We start from the raw sequence: 19,906 nt of genomic DNA, 5'->3' as shown, positions 1-19,906 counted from the left end.
CTTGATTTGATACCGTCCTAGCACCACGCTTGCGGCCTAAGGAGACCCACCATGGATAGCAATCCGCTGCTTGCCGAAAATACTTTGCCCGCTTTCTCGGCCATTCGGCCCGAGCATGTCGAGCCGGCCATCGACACCCTGATCGCGGAACAGCGTGCCGCTATCGACGCCATCGCCGCGCCCGACGCGCCGCGCGATTTCGCCCACGTCATGCTCGCCCAGGAGCGGCTCGACCAGACGCTTTCCCGTGCGTGGTCGCCCGTCAGCCACCTCCATTCGGTGGTCGATTCCGAGGCGTTGCGCAAGGCGCATGGTTCGGCGGAAGAAAAGCTCACCGATCACGGTATCGAAGTCGGACAGAACCGGGATCTGTACGCGGCGGTCCAGGCGGTCGCCGACCGGTCGGATTTCGCCAGGCTTCCCATCGCGGAGAAAGCGTCCGTAGAACATGCGCTCCGCGATTTCCGGCTTTCCGGCGTCGCACTGGAAGAGCCGGCGCGCACCCAGTTTCGCGAAATTGGCGTCGAGCTGTCGAAGTTGAGCACCGAGTTTTCGAACGCCGTACTTGATGCCACCGAAGCCTGGCACCAGCACGTAACGGACGAACGCGATCTCGCCGGCATTCCGCCATCCGGTCGCGCTGTCCTGCGCGAATACGCGAAGGAACTGGATCTCGACGGTTACCTGGTGACGTTGAAACAGCCAAGCGTGCAGGCGGTGCTGACCTACGCCGAGAACCGCGAACTGCGCGAACGTGTTTACTGGGCCTACCAGACGCGTGCCTCGGATCAGGGGCCGAACGCGGGCAAGTTCGACAATAGCGCGCGGCTCGAAAGGATCGTGAAGTTGCGTCACGAAGCCGCGCAACTGCTCGGTTTCGCCAATGCCGCCGAGGAATCGCTGGCCACGAAAATGGCGACCTCTCCGCAGGTCGTCCTCGATTTCCTTGCCGATCTGGCCGGTCGCGCGCGTCCCGTCGCCCGTCGCGAACTGGACGAGCTGCGCCGTTTCGCCACCGAAACGTTAAAGCTGGACAACCTCGAACCCTGGGACGTCGGCTTCGCGTCGGAACGCCTGCGTCAGGAACGCTACCAACTGGACGAAGAGCAGCTGAAGCCCTACTTCCCGCTTCCCGCTGTCGTCGAAGGTCTTTTCACCGTGATCCAGCGCTTGTACGGCATCACGCTGAAGAAGCGCGAGGAGGTCGACACCTGGCACCCGGACGTAAGCTATTACGACGTCATGGATGCCGATGGCCGGATCTTCGCCGGTGCCTACATCGATCTGTATGCCCGCTCCGGCAAACGTGGCGGCGCGTGGATGGACGTATGCGCGTCACGGTTCAGGGACGGGGACCAGGTCCAACTGCCCGTGGCTTTCCTGACCTGCAACTTCGCGCCGCCCACGGAGGGTGCGCCAGCCTTGCTGACTCACGACGACGTACTGACGCTGTTCCACGAATTCGGCCACGGCCTGCACCATATGCTGACCGAGGTCGATATTCCCTCGGTGGGCGGTGTTGACGGTGTCGAGTGGGACGCAGTCGAACTGCCCAGCCAGTTCATGGAGAACTTCGCCTGGGACAGGCAGGCGCTGGCGCTGTTCGCGCGGCACTACAAAACCGGCGAACTGCTGCCCGACGATCTGTACGAACGCATGCTGGCCGCCCGGCATTTTCATGCCGGCCTGTTTCTGGTGCGGCAACTGGAGTTCGCGCTGTTCGACTTCCGCCTGCACCTGGAATACGACCCGGAGCGTGGCGCGTGTCCCATGGATGTACTGGAGAAAGTCCGCCGCGAGGTTGCCGTCATGCATCCGCCCGCGTGGCAACGCTTTCCGCATGCCTTCACGCATGTGTTCGCCGGCGGTTACGGGGCGGGTTACTACAGCTATCTGTGGGCCGAGGTCCTGTCCGCCGACGCATTCGAGCCATTCGAGGCCGCCGGGGTGCTCGACCGCGCGACGGGCGACGCTTTCCGCCGTGAAGTGCTGGCGGTGGGCGCGACGCGTCCCGCGCTGGCATCGTTCGTGGCGTTCCGCGGCCGCGAACCGCGGCCGGACGCCCTGCTGAAGAGTTATGGGCTGGGCTGATCCCGAGGTGGCGATCCGGGAAAGGAGATACACCTAAGGATGCTCTGAGCAAGTTTACGTAAACTTGTTCAGAGCATCCCTAGCCGGGGTGCGCCGCCTTTCCCTTACAATGACGCCATGAAAATCGCGTCGTGGAATGTCAATTCGCTGAAGGTCCGCCTGCCGCATCTGCAGCAGTGGCTGGCCGACGCCGCGCCGGACGTGGTGGCCCTGCAGGAAACCAAGCTCGAAGACAGCAAGTTCCCGGTCGACGAGATCGCGGCACTTGGCTATCGCAGCGTCTATTCCGGGCAGAAGACTTATAACGGCGTGGCGATCCTCGCTCGCGACGAGATCGCCGATGTCGTCACCGACATTCCGGGTCTCGACGATCCCCAACGGCGGATTCTCGCCGGGACCGTGGGAGGCGTTCGCGTGGTCAATCTCTATGTGGTCAACGGCAAAGCCGTGGGCGACGAAAAGTACGCTTACAAGCTCGACTGGCTCGCTCGCGTCCGCGACTTCCTTGCCGAGGAAATCGTCCGTTACCCGAAGTTGGTCGTGCTGGGCGATTTCAATATCTGTCCGGACGATCGCGACGTTTACGATCCCGTGGCCTGGGGTGAGGACATCCTGTGTTCTCCTCCGGAGCGGGCCGGCCTTGCCGCCATCACCGCGCTGGGCCTTGCCGACAGCTTCCGTCTCTTCGAAGCGGAGGCCGGCCATTTCAGCTGGTGGGACTACCGTCAGGCGGCCTTCCGGCGCAACATGGGTCTCCGGATCGACCTTATTCTGATCAGCGATGCGCTTAAATCGCTCGCGACATCGTCCGTTATCGATCGCACGCCGAGGACCTGGGAACGGCCGTCGGATCACACCCCGGTGGCGCTGGAGCTAGCTCTGTAATGAATACCCCGAAGTCCGATTGGCCCAGCTCGCTGGACGACAAGGAACTGGAAGAACTGGACCGCTACCTGCGTGCGCACGCGGGCGAAGGCGATCTGATGCTCGACGGCGTCCACGGCATGCTCTCGGCCATCGCCGTGGGTCCGCTGGAGGTGTTGCCCGACGAATGGCTGCCCGAAGTGCTGCATGACGCTTTCACCGACGAAGGCGAAGGCAATCGCGTGCTGGCGCTGCTGGCCAAGCTCAACGATTCCATCGGCGCTGAGCTCGAAGTGGATGCTTACGAGCCGATTCTTGGCGAGATCGATACGGAAAGCGGTCCCATGCTGTCGGCCGCCGGCTGGTGCGAGGGTTTCAGTCGCGGCATCGATATGCGCGCGGTGCTCTGGGAAACGCGTCTCGCGGAAGACCCGACGCTGATGGAGCTGCTGGGTCCGATCATGGCCCTGGCCGTCGATGAGGGCATCCTCTCCGCCGATACCGAATTCGAGAAGCTGACCGACGACGAGTACGACGACTGCCTCGCGCAGGTCCCGGTCGTCCTGGGCGCGGTGGGCGATTACTGGCATACGCACCAGCCGACCGAAGCCGAAGTTCAGGCCATGCTGAAGCCACGTAACGAAGAAGGCGAAGACGGCCCGCCGCGCCAGCGCAGCGGTCACTGGGTGCATTGACCGCCAACGCGGAAACAATCCGTTCGCCGTTGCACGCTTGGCGCGTGTGCCTGCAAGCCGCATTGTAGGTGTCTCTCACACGAGGACCTCCCCATGACCGACCGCAGCATTTCCCGCCGTGTACGCGGCATGGACACATCCGATGGCGCGGGCGTGAAGCTCAAGCGCGTCATCGGCCAGCCGGCGCTCGACATGCTCGACCCGTTCCTGCTGCTGGACGAATTCCGCTCCGACCAGGCCGGCGATTACATCGCGGGCTTTCCCGAGCACCCGCATCGGGGGTTCGAAACGGTGACCTACATGCTCGCCGGTCGCATGCTCCATGGCGATAACCACGGCAATCGCGGCGACCTTACCGCTGGCAGCGTCCAGTGGATGACGGCCGGGCGCGGCATCCTCCACTCGGAAATGCCGCAGCAGGAAGAAGGCCTGATGTGGGGTTTTCAGCTGTGGGTGAACCTGCCTGCCAGCGACAAGATGACCGCGCCGCGCTATCAGGACATCGCTCCGGAGCGCATTCCCGTGGCCCATCCGGCCGAGGGCGTGACCGTGCGTGTCATTGCCGGCGACATCGGCGGCGTGCATGGTCCCGTGGACGCCGTTGCCACGGAGCCGGTCTATCTCGATATCGCGCTGGAAGCCGGCGCCCATTTCGACCTCAGTGTGCCCGAAGGCCACAGCGCATTCGCGTATGTGTTCGAAGGAACGAAGGCCGAGGTAGCCGGCGAATCGCTGGAACGTAGCGAGCTGGCGGTGCTTTCGAGGGGTGATCGCGTCACGTTCGCCGCCGATCGGGCCGCGCGCGTGCTCTTCGTCGCGGGTCGTCCGCTGAAAGAGCCGGTGGCTCGCTATGGTCCGTTCGTGATGAACACGCAGGCCGAGATCCACGAAGCCATCGCGGACTTCCGCGCCGGCAAGTTTTAAGATCGGCGTTCCCCGACTCATTTCCGTGGCCCCCATGTCCAGAGCCAAGCACGCGTTTCTCTTCGATCTCGACGGCACGCTGGTCGATAGCGTCTACCAGCATGTTCTGGCGTGGAAGGAATCGCTGGATATGGAAGGCATCGATCTTTCGGTGTGGCGTATCCATCGGAAAATCGGCATGAGCGGGGGATTGTTCACCGACATCCTCCTGCGCGAAACCGGCACCGAGATCACCCCGGATCGCATCGAGCGCCTTCGCATCAATCATGCGAAGGCATACGGACGACTGGCGGAAGCGGGTGCCGTTCGTCCGCTGCCCGGTGCGCGGGAACTGCTGGCCTGGCTTACCGACGCGGGCATTCCCTGGGCGATAGCGACCAGCGGTCGCATGGAAACCGCGGCGCACAATATCGCGGCGCTTGGCGTCGATCCGAACAAGGTGCCCGTGGTGACGCGCGATCAGGTGCGTCACGCCAAGCCCGATCCCGACCTGTTCGTTACCGCGGCGGAGCGCCTCGGCACGGACATCCGCGATGCGCTGGTGCTGGGCGACAGCATCTGGGACATGCTCGCGGCTCAACGGGCACGGGCGCTGGGCATTGGCCTCCTGTCGGGCGGCTATGGCGAGAACGAACTGGAGCGCGCGGGCGCATATCGTGTTTTCGCCGATCCTGCGGACTTATTGCTTCATATCGACGAAGTTGCCGCTCGTAGCTGAACGGTGACGGGTCGTAAGACCTTGATGTTAAGCGGGGTTAATCGTTTCGGACGCGTGGGTGGCTAGGCTTGGGGTATCCGCTCCCCTGCAGGACCCGCCTATGCGTCTGTTGTTTACTATCGCTCCACTCACCCTCGCCGCGATCCTCGCGGCGTGCTCGCCCTCTTCCCGGGAACCCTCGTCCGCCTCCGCGCCGGCAACGGAACCCGCACCGGGTAAGACCGCGCCCGCCAATCCCGCGTTGGGCTCCCCGGACTGGTATGCCTGGGTCGACCGGACCCTTGCCGTCAGCGACGACGGTCACGGCCCAGCACCCGGCACGCCCGAGTGGAACTCGGCGGTGCAGACCAAACTCGGTGAGGAAGCGCCGCAGCAGAAGTCCGGATCGACGGAATGGCAGCAGGCGGTGGATGCGCTGCTGCGGACTCGCGTGGCGACTCACTGAGCCTTAGCTACCTACGAAGGACGAGGAACTGTGGGAGCGCGCAGGCGCGCTCCCACAGAAAGCGCGACTACAGCCGAATGTCGAGATGGGTCGCGGATTTCGCCACCCGCACCTCACCCTTCGGCAACGCCAGCACATAACCTCCCGGCGGATTCGCATCGCCGGTAATCGTCAGCACAACCTTCCCACCCTCGCGACGTAACGTGTAACCCAGCTTCCCGTATGGCGTACGCATATCGCGTACCGCGATGCCTTTACCATCCAGCCACGTCATCGGCACGCCTGCGCCAAGCACCATCGCGTGATCGCTGGCGCGCTCATAGGCGAACAGGTCCAGTGCTGACCGCACGTAGTCCGAAGCGATCCACGCATGCGGCATGTCGCCGACGAAGCGCGGCTTGCGCGGATCGCGGCCCACGACTTCAGCCCACTGGTTCCACGCGGCGGGTCGGCGATCGGCGAAGAAGAAGGCAAGCAGCTCCTGCACACGATCCCGCCAGCCGAGCCGGACGAACGTCGCTACCGTACGCAGCTCGTACGGCGTGTAATCGTCCCACGCGGTCTTGCCGTCGCGTCGCGCGACGAAACCCTGCCAGTAGCGTTCGAAGGTGCCTTGCACCAGGCCGGCGGCCAACCGCGTCTGCTCATCACCGGGCGATATGGCGATCGTCGTCGACGTCGCATCGAAGTCCCCGAGTTCCGCCGAACCGGGAATGAAATCGATGCCCTTCTCTTTCACCGCGGCGGCGATCGATGCATGCAGATCGGTACGGAACGCATCGCGCGACTCGCCCATGCGTTTCGTGTCGTCCGTCTTTCCGAGCGTCGCGGCCAGCTCGACAGCATCGTCATAGCCCTTCATGGCCCAAAAATCGTCCCAGTACGAATGCATCGGTTTGGCCGAATAGCCTTCGTGACTGATCGAGGCGGGCATCAGTCCATACAGCGGGCCGTTGCGCTGCGCGTCGGTGCGCTCGCTCAACCGCAGCTTGTCCATGTACGCAACCGCGCGTTCGACGTGCGGCCACAGTGCCATCAGTTGCGCGCGATTGTGCGTATAGCGGTAAAGTTCGGCAACGCTGAAGATCAGTTCGCCGTGGCTGTCGTTCTCCGGCACCGGATCGGAACCGCGACCATCCACGCAACACGGCACCTTGCCGTTGCTGAACTGATGCGGCGCGTACCAGTCGACGAACTCGCTCGCGACGTCGGCATGACCGGTGCGCAGCAAACCTTCGAGCATCATCGCGCCATCGCGTACCCAGGTACGTCCATACGAACGCGTGCCGGGCTGTAACGCGGGACCGTTGCGCGACATCAGTATCTGCGCGACGCCACTGCGCATCGTATCGACCACGGATTGCGCGGTCGCGGGGGCTTCGATCGAGACGCGGTTGAGCTTTTCGCGCCATGTGGACGCGATGGCGTTGAGTCGATCTTCCAGCCAGGTCACCGTGTTCGCGGGCACGTCGACATGCGCGGATGAAACGGAAGGAACGACCAGCCCAAGATCGACGTGGCCTTTCGCAGGTACATGCAAGCGATAGAGAAACGCGCCTTGGGCGAAGCCGAGGTCGTCGTGCAGCGTGGCAACCGAAGGATGCTGGCCCGCCGCGATGCGTTCGGGCAACGAACCATCGGTACTCCTGCCGGCAACGAAGTCATCCGTCTTTTGCAGCGGAACGACGACGTGCGCGCCATTGACGGTGAGCTTCTTGCCGTCCCAGGCGAAATCATGGATCGGGCTGATGCCACCGGGCGAATTGAGGAACTGCGTGGGCGGGTTGACCTGGAACGGGCGTGCCATCAAGGCCAGCGTGACATCGCGCGCGGCATCGCCATCGTTCGATACGCGGTAACGCATAACCAGCTCGGAGCGCCCCGCCTCGCCTTGGGCAAATACCGTCGTCTCGAGACCCAGCGTGCCGGTCTTCCACTGAACGGACGGTATCGGGAGATAACCGTCCAGCAGCGACTGCGATGTGTGCACGTCCGCCCAGGTAACGAGCTTGCCGTTGTCCAGCACGAAGGGCTCGATGGAAAAGCCGCCCTTACTCACTTCGATCGCGCCGTCCTCGGAGATCAGCGCGGACTCCGCGCTACCGCCGTCGACGCCGACCAGCGTCCAGTAAGACTGCTCGCCGGAGAATCCGCGCGGATAGAGTCCGCGCCGCACTTTCTTCGCCTGCGCCTGGAAGTACACATTGGGTGGCATCGCGGCTGCCGTGGGCGGAGCGGCATTCGCCGGCTCGGGCGGCAATGGTTTAAGGCGGAGATTGTCGAAGCAGACCTGACCCTTGCCGGCCTTCTCCGCGTAAATCATGAATTCGACGGCGGCGGTTTTCGTAAGCACGCGGTCCTTCGTCGGACCCCATGCGAACTCGATATCCGCGCGGCGCGCTTCGATGTGCCGCCAGTTCTTCGTGGGCACGAAAGCGGGACGCTGATACCACCAGACATTGTCGCCGCTGTCGTCGATGAGTTTCAGCTGCAGGGTATTCGGCGACATCGATCCGCGCACGTCGAACGAAAGCGCGAAGTTGCCGGGATGGTCGATAAGTAGCTCGCGCTTCAGCGACGCGGAACCGGACACGCCGTTGAAGTCGAAATCCAGGCACAGCGAACCACCGTCCTGACGCAGCGTCGCGCTGACATCGTCCGTGTGTCCGGCTGTCCAGTTCGCGGCACGGTCGAAACCGTCGAGAAGACGGCCGTCCGTCTGCGCATACGCGCAAGGCAGCAGACAGCCGGCGGTGAGCGCGGCTGTGGCGAGGATCGAACGAAGAAGCATGTGTTTATCCCTTGACGCTGCCCAGCAGCAGACCTTCGAGGTAGTAGCGCTGCAGTGCGAGAAAGAGCAGCAGTACGGGGAGAATCGTTACCACCGAACCGGCCATCATCAGTTCGCTGTCCTGCACGTGTTCGCGCGACAGCGACGCCAGCGCGATCGGTAGCGTGTAATGTTCCTGGCCGGTCAGCGCGATCAGCGGCCACATGAAGTCGTTCCATGCGGCGAGGAAGGTAAAGATCGCCAGCGTCACCATGATCGGCTTCAGCAACGGCATCACGATGGTGACGAAGATACGCATCTCGCCGGCGCCATCGATCCGCGCCGCTTCCATCAGATCGTCAGGAATGCCGCGTGCATACTGACGCACGAGGAAGATACCGAAAATGGTGGCCATGGCCGGCACGATGACCGCGCCGTACGTATTGACCAGACCCAGGTACTTCAGCAGCAGGAACAGCGGCAGCATCGCCACCTGCGCGGGAATGACCAGCGCACCGAGCAGGCCCTGAAACAATCGTTCGCGACCGGCGAACTGTAACTTGGCGAACGCGTAACCGGCCATCAGATTGAACGCGAGCGAGACGGCGGTGATCGCCGTGGAAACGAGCAGGCTGTTGAGCAGGTAGCGACCCATGCCCGCGTTGGCGAACAGTTCGCGGTAGTTGGCCCAGGTCGCATGTTTCGGGAACAGCGGCGCGGGCAACGAACTGGCCTCGCCCTGCGTCATGAACGATACGGACACCATCCACAGCAGCGGAAGCAGTGCGACGACGGCTCCTGCGATCAGCAAACCATGGATGATCGCTTTGGCGATACGCGGATTCATACGTCACCTCCGCGGCGCGACAGTCGCAGCATGACCGCCGTGACGGCGAACATGATGATGAAGAGCAGGAACGCAACAGCCGACGCGGAACCGAGGTTCCACCATTTGAAGCCTTCCTCATACATCAGGTACAGAACGCTGGTCGTGCTTTGCAGCGGTCCGCCTTCGGTCATCACATACGGTTCGGCGAACAGCTGGAAGTAGCCGGACACCGTCAGAATGCTCACCATCACCATCGTGGGTTTGAGCATCGGCAGCGTGATGTGCCGGAACTGGCGCAGCGCCGAGGCGCCGTCGATGCGCGCGGCTTCGTAGAGATCGGCGGGAATGGCTTGCAGACCGGCCATGAAGATAATCATGTTGTAGCCGAAGTTCTTCCACACGGCGAACAGGATGATCGTCGGCATCGACCAGTGCGGATCGCCCAGCCAGTCGATGGGTGCGACGCCGATGCCGTCGAGCACCGAGTTCACCAGGCCGTACTTGGTATTGAACAGATAACGCCAGATCACCGCGACGGCGACCACGGTCGTCACGACCGGCGCGAACAACGCGGTACGGAAGAACGGCTTGCATCGCGCCAGCGGCGAGTTCAGCAGCATGGCCGCACCCAGCGAGGCGATAAGCGAAAGCGGCACGCCTACCGCCACGAAATACACGGTGTGTCCAAGTGCGGACCAGAACAATGGACGATGCAGCAGCGTCCAGTAGTTCTCCAGACCGACGAAACGCAGGTTGCGGATATCCGCCAGCGCGTAGAGATCGTAGTCCGTCAGGCTGAGAATCAAGGCCGCGAGTACGGGCAACAGGAAGAACATGCCCAGCACGATCAGCGCGGGAGCGAGGAACAGCCAGGCGGCGCGCGAGGTATTCACTTGGCGTCACTCCGGGGATGGTCGAGGATCCAGCGCCGCTTTTCCAGGATTGCATCGGTACGCCGGTCGAGTTCGGCTGCGGCGTCGTCCACGGTTCGCTTGCCACTCGCGGCTTCCGCCGCGAGCAGCTGCATTTCGGTCACGATGCGTTCCCATTCGGGAATGGGCGGCGTCGGCTTCACCCGTTCCAGCTGATCGCGGAACGCGGCGGCTTCCGGGTCGTTACGCAGCGCGTCCATTTCCCATGACGAACGACGCGGTGGCATGTCGCCCAGAATCTCGTAGAAGCGCGCCTGTATATCGGGGCGCGACAGGAAGTCGATAAGCGCCCATGCGTCGTCCTTATGCTTCGACGCGCGGAAGACCACCAGACTGGAGCCGCCCGCATTCGATGCACCCGGACCGGCCGGACCCGGCAGCGGGGCCGTCGACCAGTCTTTCTGCTGCGCTTCGGGAAGCCGCTTGCGGAACTCGCCGATATTCCACGGACCCGAAAGATAGAAGGTGTAATACCCCTGGCCGAAGGCGGCCCACGGATTGCCGACGCCGACGTTCGTGATCAACGGCGCCTGCTTCAGCTTGAACGTATCGACATAGAACGTCAGCGCGCGCTTGAAGCCCGCACTACGGAAATTGCCGTACCGATTGTTATCGCGCAGCGGCGCATCGTCCTGCTGCAGCACCAGCGACAGCAACTGCTCGAATTCATTCGTCGGCATCAGGATGCCGTACGTCGTACCCACCGGCTGACTGAGCTTCGCCATCATCTCGCGCCATTCGATCCAGTCGCGAGGCGGATGGTCGAAGCCAGCCCTGGCCAGCAGGTCCTTTCGATAGAAAAGCAGGCGCGTGTCCACATACCAGGGCACGCCGTAAAGCGTGCCGTCGATGACGTTGGTTGCCCAGATGCTGGGGAAGTAATCGTCGGTCCGGATGATCTTCGATGCATCGACGCGCGACTGCAGCGGTTCCAGCGCGCCCAGCGCCGCCATTTCGGGCACCCAGGTATTGCCGAGCTGCGTGACGTCCGGTGTCGAATTGCCCGCGAATGCCGTCAATAGTTTCTGGTGTGCGGCAGTCAGCGGCAACTGCTGCACATTGACGTGCAAGCCGGGATGTTCTCGTTCGAACTCCGGCAGCAATTTCTCGACCGCCTGTCCCTCGCGGCCGATGGTCCAGAAATCGAGTGTGCGCGATGACGCGTCTTCTTTCGCACAACCGGCAAGGATCATGGCGCCGGTGAGGGCCAGCGCCATGATCCCGCCACGTCGCATGCCGCGTTTGCTCATTCGGCTTTGGCGCCCTGCTCGAGCCAGCCGCCAGTGAAGCCCGCCCGCTCGAGACCCTTGCGGATATATGGGTTCTTCTTCATCACGTTCCAGACGAAATCGCTGCGATGGTTTTCGATCATCAGCACGATCGGACCCTGGTCGATGCCCAGGTGCACGGTATCGAACCAGCCCACGTCCGGCACGAGTTGGCCCGTGCGGATATCGGTCTGCGTATGGAAACTGAGGTTGAACGCATCGACGAAGCCGTATTTCGTATAGGCGTACTGACCGTACTTCTTCTTCATTTCTTCAAGCGCGGGAATGACGATCTCCGGCGCGAACGCGATCGATCCGCCCGCTGCCGTCGGTACGATGGTGCCGTCGTCGGAGATGTAGTCGATGCCGGCACCGCGCGCGGTATAGCCGTGGAACGTACGCTCGGTGTCGCCGTTCTTGACGATCAGGCCGCCCGGGCCGTTGCTGGCCGTGAGACCCCAGACGTTCTTGCCGTACCCGGTCCACTTGCCAGGATTGGCGACCGCATAAGCCTGCTGCGAGTACGTGGCGCGGCGGCTGTTTTCGAAATAGTCGAGGTTGTGGTCGCGGCTCCAGGCATCGCGGATGCCGCGGAAATCGACCCACGTATGACTGTACTGGTGACCGAACATCGGCGCGAAGCCGAGATGCGTCTGACCGTAGAATTCGCCCCAGGTCTTGTCGTACGTCGCCGACCACGCGCTCCATGCATCGTCGCCGATCGGATGGGTGGGCGAACCCAGTGCGAGGATATAGACGAGCATGCCTTCGTCGTAACCCTTCCAGTCGTGCGGAATGAACTTGCCGCCCGGCGTCCAGCCCATGCTGATCAACGGCTTGCGCTGCTGTGCCCAGGTCCACTCGACGCGACGGTAGATGTCGTCGGCGAGCTGGCGGATTTCTTTCTCTTCGGGCGTATCGCGGTCGTAGTAACTCTGCGCGAACAGCACGCCGCCGAGCAGCAGCGTGGTGTCGACCGTCGACACTTCGACCCAGCGCGCAAAGCGCTTGCCGGACTGCATATCGAGGAAGTGGTAATAGAAACCGTGGAAGCCGGTCGCACCGTCTTCCGAATCGTTCTGTGCCGAGTCGTTGAAGAAGCGCAGCGTCGTCAGCGTACGTTCGATAGCCTGCTGACGGGTCACGTAGCCGCGTTCGACGCCGACGCCATAAGCGGTCAGCCCGAAACCCACCGACGCGATCGACGCGAAGGAGTTGGTCGGATAGTGATCGGGAATAAGTCCGTTGGACGGATTGGCGCTGTCCCAGAACCACTGGAACGTCCGCTTCTCAAGATCGGCGATCATCGGTGGAACGGCATGCACCTGTTTCAGTGCCGATGCCGTTGCGACTTCTTTCTCTTTCTTCACCGGTGCCTTGGCGGTCGCCGCGAACGGAGCGGCGCATGCTAGCAGCGCGCCGAGGGCGAGGGAAAGACGCTTGATCTTGTTCACTTGCATGACGCGGATCCTTAAACGGTACGGGGCGGATTCCTAAGGGCGGAACCGGCGGTGGAGCCTCCAGGTGGGAGAGTATGCATGCCGGCCGTGGCATGCACGTAAACGTTTACGTCGTCAGGGCAAATAAAGGGGCCCAAGGGCCCCGATACCATAACGATGTGCGACGGGTTCCGTACCGGAGCCCGTCGCACGGTTCGTCAGAACTTCAGGCCGACCGTGAAGCGGGCTGTACGCGGCACGAACGTGATGTTGCCGTTCGGGTTGTACTGCGCGCCGTTGGCGTTGAACACGCCATTGGAGCCCCAGTTCGTCAGGTAGTCGTTGTAGTTCTTCCAGTTGAAGACGTTGAGAATATCGAAGCGTGCATAGACCTTCGTGTCTGCGTTGATCACGAAGTCCTTGGTCAGCTGAAGATCGATATCGCGGTAGCCCCAGATGTCGCCACCGACCAGGAACTTCGAGCCGCGCGGAATGGCCGAGACCGGGCGGCAACCGCTGCCATTGGAGAACACGGCGTCGTAGCAGGCGATGTCGTTCTTCGGCAGCGGGGTGGCTAGCGTCATCTTGATGGAGCCCGTGATGCCCCAGGGCAGATCGAGCGCACCGGTTGCAACGAAGCGATGCTTCGCGGCGGCATCCGACGTGATGAACGGATAGTCGCTGATGGACGCCTCGTCGAACGCATAGTGCTCGGAGATGGCGCGGTTCTGCTTGGCATGCGTGAAGGTGTACGCGAAGGTCGCGCTCCAGCCCGATTCCACCGTATACGGCTTCTGTGCGGACAACAGAACCTGCGTGGTACGGGTAGCGATGCCGTTGTTACCGATGATCAGACCGCCCAAGCCCGGGATTGGGTTGCCCCACGGCTGGCTCTTGTTCTGGAAAAAGCCGGGGGTCGGGTAACGATTGCCCAGCGTGAACACGAAGCCGTCGTGCGTCAGTACGCGGGTGACGGTCGCGTCGGTCTGCCATTCACCGATGCGGTTGGACATGCCGAAGCTGAACTGGTCCGAGTACGGAGCCTTCAGCTTGTTGTTGAGCATGTCGACTTCCTGACCCGCGTTGGTCGCGCCAACGGCACCGGCAAGAGCCGCCTGACCTTGCAGGAAGCGCGGATCCCACTGCACGCAGTTGGATGCGGCGAGGTCGCAGGTGCGGCCGCCCGGAGCGCCATTGAAGTACAGCGTGGTCTGCGGCAGCGACGACTTGGTCTGCTCGAGCTGCAGGTAGTCGTACAGGTTGCGGTCGTAGGCACGACCGGCACCGCCATGGAACACATGGGCTTCATCGGCGAACAGGTCGTACGAGAAGCCGAGACGCGGCTGCCATTCGCCCTTGTACGCCTTACGGTTCTTGCCCGTGCTGATGTAGTCGTTGATGTTGAGACCGCTGAGTGCGAGCGACTGTGCGTACGTCTGGCCTACCGGCGCACCCTTGTTCGTGTCCTGCGAGTTCAGCGCGTCGATCACGTTCTGCGGCGTCACGAAGTTGGTGTACGACGGTGTGACTTCGTAATCCCAGCGAACGCCGAGGTTCAGGGTCAGGTGATCGTTAACCGCCCAGTCGTCCTGCGCGAAGATGCCGTACTGGCGCGACGTCGTCTGCGAGACAGCCGAAAGGCCCGGGATCGGCGTCGCGAAGAACGCTTTCCAGGGAGTGGCGGCCGTGCCGTTAACGGGATCGACGTCGTAGTAGAACTGCGGATTGTTCGCGGCGGCATCCTGAGCCTTCAGCTCGACCGACTTGAACTTGTAGCCGAACTTGACGACGTGGTCGCCCTTCCACTGCAGATCGTTGAACGTGAAGGTGTCCTGGATCGACGGACCTTCCTGGCTCTTCTTCTGCGTGGCCAGCGGCGAGGCCGAGCCGGTCTGCAGGATCAGTGCATCCTGCTGCGGCTTGAACGTGTAGTTCGAACCGATGGCATCGTTCACTGGTGTCGGGTTCACGAACGCGTTTTCGTACGTGAACATCAACTCGTTGAACCAGCTTTCGCCGCTGTGCTGCCACTTGAAGGTGGCGCGTGTATCGTGATTGACGTTGTTGAAGCCCGCGGAGCCGGCGATCGGACCCGAGCCCACGCCGTCCAGCTGCGTTTCGCGGCGAACCTGCGTGCTGATTTCGATGCGGTCGCGGTCGGTCAGTTCCCAGTCGATCTTGCCGAAGTACAACTTCTCGTTGAACGGCAGGTTCGTCGGCCCGAGTTCCGCCTGCGCGGAAGCCGGCAGCAGGGACTGGACGTTGGAGTAGTTGACAGTGCCGGGGACGACGGAGATCGGCGAATTGAATTTCTTTTCTTCATACGCGATGAAGAAATGCATCTTGTCCTTGATGATCGGACCGCCGACTGCAAAGCCGTATTCCTTCGAATCCGACGTCGACTTCTTGCCGGTATATTCTTCGGCCGCCGTGCGGTTGCGGAAGGCATCGTTGGTGTAGGTGCCGAACACCTCACCGTGGAACTCGTTCGTGCCGGACTTCGTCTCGGCGGTCACGGCCGCGCTCGACACCTGGTCGTATTCGGCCTTGTAGTTCGAGGTGATGACCTTGTATTCGCCGATGGCGAGCTGCGGGAACGGATTGCCCTGGCTGGCGTTCTGACCCGAGATACCGCCTTCCTTCACGTAGCTCTTCTGGCCCACGCCGTCGATGTAGACGTTGGTCGAGCTGTTGTTCTGGGCGCCACCGCGCAGCGAGGTATGACCCTGCGCGTCGACGCTGAAGACCATGCCCGGCACGGTATCGGCGAATTCGAGGAAGTTGCGCGACACCTGCGGGATCGTGCTGATCTGGTGCAGCGAAATCGTCTGGCCGACTTCCGGCGTCTTCACTTCCGTCAGCGTTGTCGCCTGGACGGTCAGACCTTCGAGCGACGCGGCGTTGGCCGCATTAGCCGTGGTGGTAGCGGCGGCAGCCGCTTCGGCGGAGAGGTTCAGCGTGGCGTTCGAGGCCACGGTCAACGTCACCGTCTTCTGGGTGCCCGGGCCGGCGTCGACCTGATAGGTGCCGGGGGGCAGGCCGATGAGGCCGTAGCTACCGTCCGCGCTGACCGTCGTCCTACGGGTGGTGCCCGTGGCGATGTTCTTGGCGGTAACGGTGGCGGCAGGCGTGGCCTTGCCGCGCAGGCTGGCATCGGCCGACTGGGCATAAGCGCTCATCGGCGAGACCGCAGCGGCGGCAACGCTGGCGGTGATGACGCTGGTGAGTAACTTCTTCTTGAACTGCATCGAGGCTCTCATGATTCCCCTCCCAAAAGGTGCTGAATTAAGTGTTTCGACGCGACTGGCCATGAGCACGGATACCGACGTCGTTGTGTCGTTTCGGGCGGTCGCAGCCACCCTTTGTCTGGAGCTTGTTGTCCGTGTCTCATGCCTTCCCGCGTGCCCGGGTCAGCGGATGTCGCGCGTCCTTGGTGTTGAAGCCGTCCTGTGTAAACGTTTCCATGGCGAGGCGAAGTTATGCCCGGCCGTGCGAATCAGAGTCGTCGGGGTACGGTTTCGCCGCCGCCACAGGAGGCCCGGATCACCAGCTCGGTGCTCACGGTCTCTCGAGGTAGGGGCGGTGCGTCGTCGGGTGCTTCGATAATTCCGACCAGGCGTTCGAGCGCCGCGGCGCCGAGTTCGGCGATCCGCACGCGCACCGTGGTCAACGGCGGCGAGACGTAACGCGCCATGGGGATGTCGTCGAAACCGGCGACGCCGATGTCTTCGGGGACGAAGACTCCAGCTTCTTCCAGCGCGGACAGGCAGCCGATGGCCATCATGTCGTTGGCTGCGAAGATCGCGTCCGGACGGGGCGACATTTCCAGCACCTGCTTGCCGGCGCGGTAGCCGGATTCCTCGGTGAAGTCGCCGGGCAGAATGCAGGCCGTGTCGGCCTTGCCCGCGACTTCCAGCGCATCGCGATAGCCGCGAGCGCGTTCCTGTACGTCGTGATTAACTTCGGGACCCGCGATGAACGCGATGCGCTGACGGCCACTAGCGAGCAAGTGCTCGACCATCGCCCGCGCGCCGCCGTAGTCGTCGACATCCAGTACGGCATGACGGTCCGACGTCACGTGGCTGTTCATCAGCACTGTGGGCAGCAGGACCGGAAGGTTGTCGTCGAGGAATACCTGGTCGGCATGCGGCGACATCACCAGCAGACCGTCGACACGTCCCTGCATGGCGCGCAGGGCAACCGCCGCTTCGGCCGCATCGCCGTGCGAGCTGGAGACCAGCAGGTACAGGCCGCGTGCGCGGGCGGCGATGTCGATGCCGCGAATCAGTTCGGAGAAGAAGGCGCCGTGCAGGTCGGGCAGCAGCGCGCCGATCGTCTGCGTCCGCCGGGTGATCAGACTGCGGGCGGCGCTATGGGGTACGTAACGCAGGCGCGTGGCGACTTCACGGATGCGCTTCTGCGTCTCCGGCGTTACGCCGCCGTGGCCATTCAGGGCACGCGAAACCGAGGCCACCGATACGTTGGCCATTTTTGCGACGTCTTTGATGGTGACGCTCACAGTGTCTCGCCTACCCTTGCCCCTGCCCCTGATGGGCTGTCGGCGCGGAACGTAAACGTTTTCATGTGAACTTGTAAAGCCTATTAAATCAAGCGCTTGCTGCACTGCGGGAGGATTGGCCCGGGGGTCGCGGGAAATGTGTCGGAATAGTTAAGAATTCATGTCGGCTCAAGAGCTTGCGACTCGATTCCCAAATGCGGCGACGCAGCATGCGGAACCTTGCGAATCTCGACCATCTGAAAGACTGTCGTGTCAGGCAACGTCCCGAGCCAGCGTCGTTCCAGCCCGTCGATGGCCTGCCCAGACACTGTTCGGATCACCCTCGACGACGCGTCGGCGGGTAGCGACGGCAAGCCAGCCGAAACCGACGCCCATGGCGATGGCCACCGCATCGACACCCGCCACCGCCCAGCGTCCTTCCAAAAGCGATCGCGCGAGGCGTTCGCCGTTGATTGCCACATCGAGCAGGGCAATGGACAGGCTGGCGATTGCCGTGGCCCAGAGCAGCTCGACCGCCGCGCGGGCGGGACGTCGCCATAAGGTCCACGTCACGGCCAGCGCGAATACGCCGAAGCAGACCGGTTGGACGATAGCCTCGGGACGTCCGCCGAAAACGGGGGCCAGCACGTTGGCCACGAACGTGGCGGAAATCGCCAGGCACGAACCGATGCAGACACCGACGGTCGCTGTCGCCATGGCCCGCACTTTCAGCGGCTGATCGGCCTGTCGCCGTTTCCGGCGCGTCTCGATATAGAGCAGGTTGCCCGAATAGAAAAGGAAGGCGCCGGCCAGGCCCAGCACGAAATAAAGCCAGCGCACCGACAGGTTGCCGAAGCTGCCGAAATGCAGCCCGAAGATCGCGGAATAGGTCGCATGATTTGCATCGCGCGCGCCCGCCACCTGCACGGCAAGTACATGGCCGTCGACCGCGTCCAGCGACACCATGCCGTACTCGCCGAGCGTCTTCGTCGATGTGCCGCGGACCTCCGCGGCCGCGCCCGCATCGCCATAGTGCATGTAGCGCATGTAGTCGGGCTCGAAGTCGGCCGCGCCCGCTGCCATCGCAGCACGGCGCGCACGTCCTCCCAGCTCCCGCGGCGACAGCATCGTGGCCTCGCGGCCCGTGGTGTGCGTCGCGGGCATCGCGCTGGTCATGCGTTCCGAAGCGGGTACCAGTTTGCCGTCGAATGCGGCGTAGTCGAAAGCCATCATCGTCACCAGCGAAAGGCATAGCAACGCGCCCGTCACGGCGAAGACGATGTGGAAAGGCAGGCTGAGTATGCCGATGACGTTGTGGGCATCCTGCCAGAGCCGCTTCAGGTTATGCCCCGGACGCAGCGCCGCCAGATCGCGCACGAGATGGGGCAGATGGATCAGAAGACCGGTCAGGAGCGCCAGGCCGTAGATGATGCTGACGACGCCCATCAGGTAAATGCCGGCGACAGGTACGCCCAACGTGTAATGCAGTTCGTAGACGAAGTCGGCCAGGCCGTGTTCGTGGTCTTCCGAGTCGCGCGCTCCACTGTCGGCAAGCGTCTGCGTCTTCCAGCCGTCCTTGTCGAACCAGTAGGCGGCGACCTCGTGCGACGGATGATTGGCGGGGTAGGTCAGGCCGATCTGTTCCTTCGCCGCCGGATGGCTGGCCACGATGTCGGCCAGCATGCGCTGCGCCCGGTCCATGGTGTCGGTTTCGACCGCGGCCGTTTTCGGCACGGCCCAGGTGTCGATTTCGTCGTGGAATACCGCGAGTGCGCCGGCGTAGAACGCGATGAACAGCGCGAACCCGGCAAGCAGGCCGGTCCAGGTGTGGACGGCGGTGAAGATGCGGAGCGTGGCGGGTTTCATTGTCTAAAGGCCGGGCATGGTGTGCTTAAGCGCCCACAGCAGGGCGAACGCGCCGACGTCGGCAACAGCCAGCCACGCCCAGGCGCGCGCGCCGCTGCGGAACAGGAAGGCGGCTGCCATCACGCCGATCCACAGGGGAAAAAACAGGATCAGGAAAGGCATGACCACCGATTCGCTGGACCCGGGCCATGCCCAGATCGCGCAGGCAATCAGCGCGATCGACAGCGGTAGCCCCAACAAAATGCCGGCGAAGCAGCGGGCAAGCATCAGGTGCGCTCCCGTTGGCGTGCGGCGACGGGACGCAGCCACCATGCCAGATAGGGCAATGCGATAGCGCCGAGCATCGCGGCGGTCAGCGTCGCGAAGAAGCCCGGCAGGCCGCGCTCGACCGATGCCCAGAGGGCGATGGCTCCGATGGATAGCACCATGCCGACCAGCCGCATGCTCCGGCCAAGGCCGCGCTTCAGCAGCCGCTGGCTCGGAAGAGTCAGATAGACAAGGGTCACGGCGACGAAGGCCATGGCGCACGCGAGGAGGGTCATAAGTGCCCGAGGTCGAAGGGTGGTT

At 63.1% G+C, this 19,906-nt stretch carries 16 protein-coding genes; 6 read left to right on the top strand and 10 right to left on the bottom strand.

Features of this window, described 5'->3' with window-relative positions; all coding sequences use genetic code 11:
* The first annotated feature begins 51 nt into the window (after positions 1–51).
* The 6 genes from AC3IR3_RS20550 to AC3IR3_RS20525 all read left to right on the top strand — a co-directional run bounded on the left by AC3IR3_RS20550 (position 52) and on the right by AC3IR3_RS20525 (position 5,737).
* Positions 52–2,091, top strand: a complete 2,040-nt coding sequence (locus tag AC3IR3_RS20550; protein WP_489194914.1) for a M3 family metallopeptidase — start codon at positions 52–54, stop codon at positions 2,089–2,091.
* A gap of 117 nt (positions 2,092–2,208) precedes the next feature.
* Complete coding sequence (gene xth, locus AC3IR3_RS20545) at positions 2,209–2,976, top strand: exodeoxyribonuclease III (RefSeq protein ID WP_489194913.1); 768 nt, start codon at positions 2,209–2,211, stop codon at positions 2,974–2,976.
* Positions 2,976–3,650 (top strand): YecA/YgfB family protein, encoded by a 675-nt coding sequence (locus AC3IR3_RS20540; protein ID WP_132145570.1) that lies wholly within the window; start codon positions 2,976–2,978, stop codon positions 3,648–3,650. The genes xth and AC3IR3_RS20540 overlap by 1 nt, the downstream gene beginning before the upstream one ends.
* A gap of 93 nt (positions 3,651–3,743) precedes the next feature.
* Positions 3,744–4,574 (top strand): pirin family protein, encoded by an 831-nt coding sequence (locus tag AC3IR3_RS20535; protein WP_489194911.1) that lies wholly within the window; start codon positions 3,744–3,746, stop codon positions 4,572–4,574.
* A 34-nt stretch (positions 4,575–4,608) separates the two neighbouring features.
* Entirely contained in the window at positions 4,609–5,292 is a 684-nt protein-coding gene (locus AC3IR3_RS20530) for an HAD family hydrolase (protein WP_132145566.1), read from the top strand.
* A 100-nt stretch (positions 5,293–5,392) separates the two neighbouring features.
* The gene (locus AC3IR3_RS20525) at positions 5,393–5,737 is read left to right on the top strand and encodes a hypothetical protein (protein WP_489194908.1); all 345 of its coding nucleotides are present in this window, start codon (positions 5,393–5,395) and stop codon (positions 5,735–5,737) included.
* Between the two features lie 67 nt (positions 5,738–5,804).
* On the opposite strand, the gene AC3IR3_RS20520 is transcribed toward AC3IR3_RS20525, so the two are convergent.
* From AC3IR3_RS20520 to AC3IR3_RS20475, 10 genes are all read right to left on the bottom strand, one after another.
* Positions 5,805–8,528: a glycoside hydrolase family 15 protein gene (locus AC3IR3_RS20520; protein ID WP_489194906.1), complete on the bottom strand. Its 2,724-nt coding sequence runs from the start codon at positions 8,526–8,528 to the stop codon at positions 5,805–5,807.
* 4 nt (positions 8,529–8,532) lie between these two features.
* Entirely contained in the window at positions 8,533–9,354 is an 822-nt protein-coding gene (locus tag AC3IR3_RS20515) for a carbohydrate ABC transporter permease (protein ID WP_489194905.1), read from the bottom strand.
* Positions 9,351–10,172, bottom strand: coding sequence for a carbohydrate ABC transporter permease (locus tag AC3IR3_RS20510; protein ID WP_489196986.1), 822 nt, complete (start codon positions 10,170–10,172; stop codon positions 9,351–9,353). The genes AC3IR3_RS20515 and AC3IR3_RS20510 overlap by 4 nt, the downstream gene beginning before the upstream one ends.
* Before the next feature lie 53 nt (positions 10,173–10,225).
* Complete coding sequence (locus AC3IR3_RS20505; protein ID WP_489194903.1) at positions 10,226–11,518, bottom strand: sugar ABC transporter substrate-binding protein; 1,293 nt, start codon at positions 11,516–11,518, stop codon at positions 10,226–10,228.
* Complete coding sequence (locus AC3IR3_RS20500; protein WP_489194901.1) at positions 11,515–12,996, bottom strand: glucoamylase family protein; 1,482 nt, start codon at positions 12,994–12,996, stop codon at positions 11,515–11,517. Before AC3IR3_RS20500 ends, AC3IR3_RS20505 begins: the two co-directional genes overlap by 4 nt.
* 197 nt (positions 12,997–13,193) lie before the next feature.
* Positions 13,194–16,235: a TonB-dependent receptor gene (locus tag AC3IR3_RS20495; RefSeq protein ID WP_489194899.1), complete on the bottom strand. Its 3,042-nt coding sequence runs from the start codon at positions 16,233–16,235 to the stop codon at positions 13,194–13,196.
* A gap of 236 nt (positions 16,236–16,471) precedes the next feature.
* Positions 16,472–17,464 carry a LacI family DNA-binding transcriptional regulator gene (locus tag AC3IR3_RS20490; RefSeq protein WP_489196985.1) on the bottom strand — a complete coding sequence of 331 codons (993 nt, stop codon included), beginning with the start codon at positions 17,462–17,464 and terminating at the stop codon, positions 16,472–16,474.
* 282 nt (positions 17,465–17,746) lie between these two features.
* Entirely contained in the window at positions 17,747–19,339 is a 1,593-nt protein-coding gene (locus AC3IR3_RS20485) for a PepSY-associated TM helix domain-containing protein (RefSeq protein WP_489194897.1), read from the bottom strand.
* Positions 19,340–19,342: 3 nt separating this feature from the next.
* A complete protein-coding gene (locus tag AC3IR3_RS20480) occupies positions 19,343–19,606 on the bottom strand; it encodes a hypothetical protein (RefSeq protein ID WP_489194895.1) in 264 nt (87 codons plus the stop codon).
* Positions 19,606–19,881, bottom strand: coding sequence for a hypothetical protein (locus AC3IR3_RS20475; protein ID WP_489194893.1), 276 nt, complete (start codon positions 19,879–19,881; stop codon positions 19,606–19,608). Before AC3IR3_RS20475 ends, AC3IR3_RS20480 begins: the two co-directional genes overlap by 1 nt.
* Between the last annotated feature and the right edge of the window lie 25 nt (positions 19,882–19,906).

This window comes from Luteibacter sp. GL_149, assembly GCF_057834065.1.
This window is presented reverse-complemented; position numbering and strand designations above follow the sequence as displayed.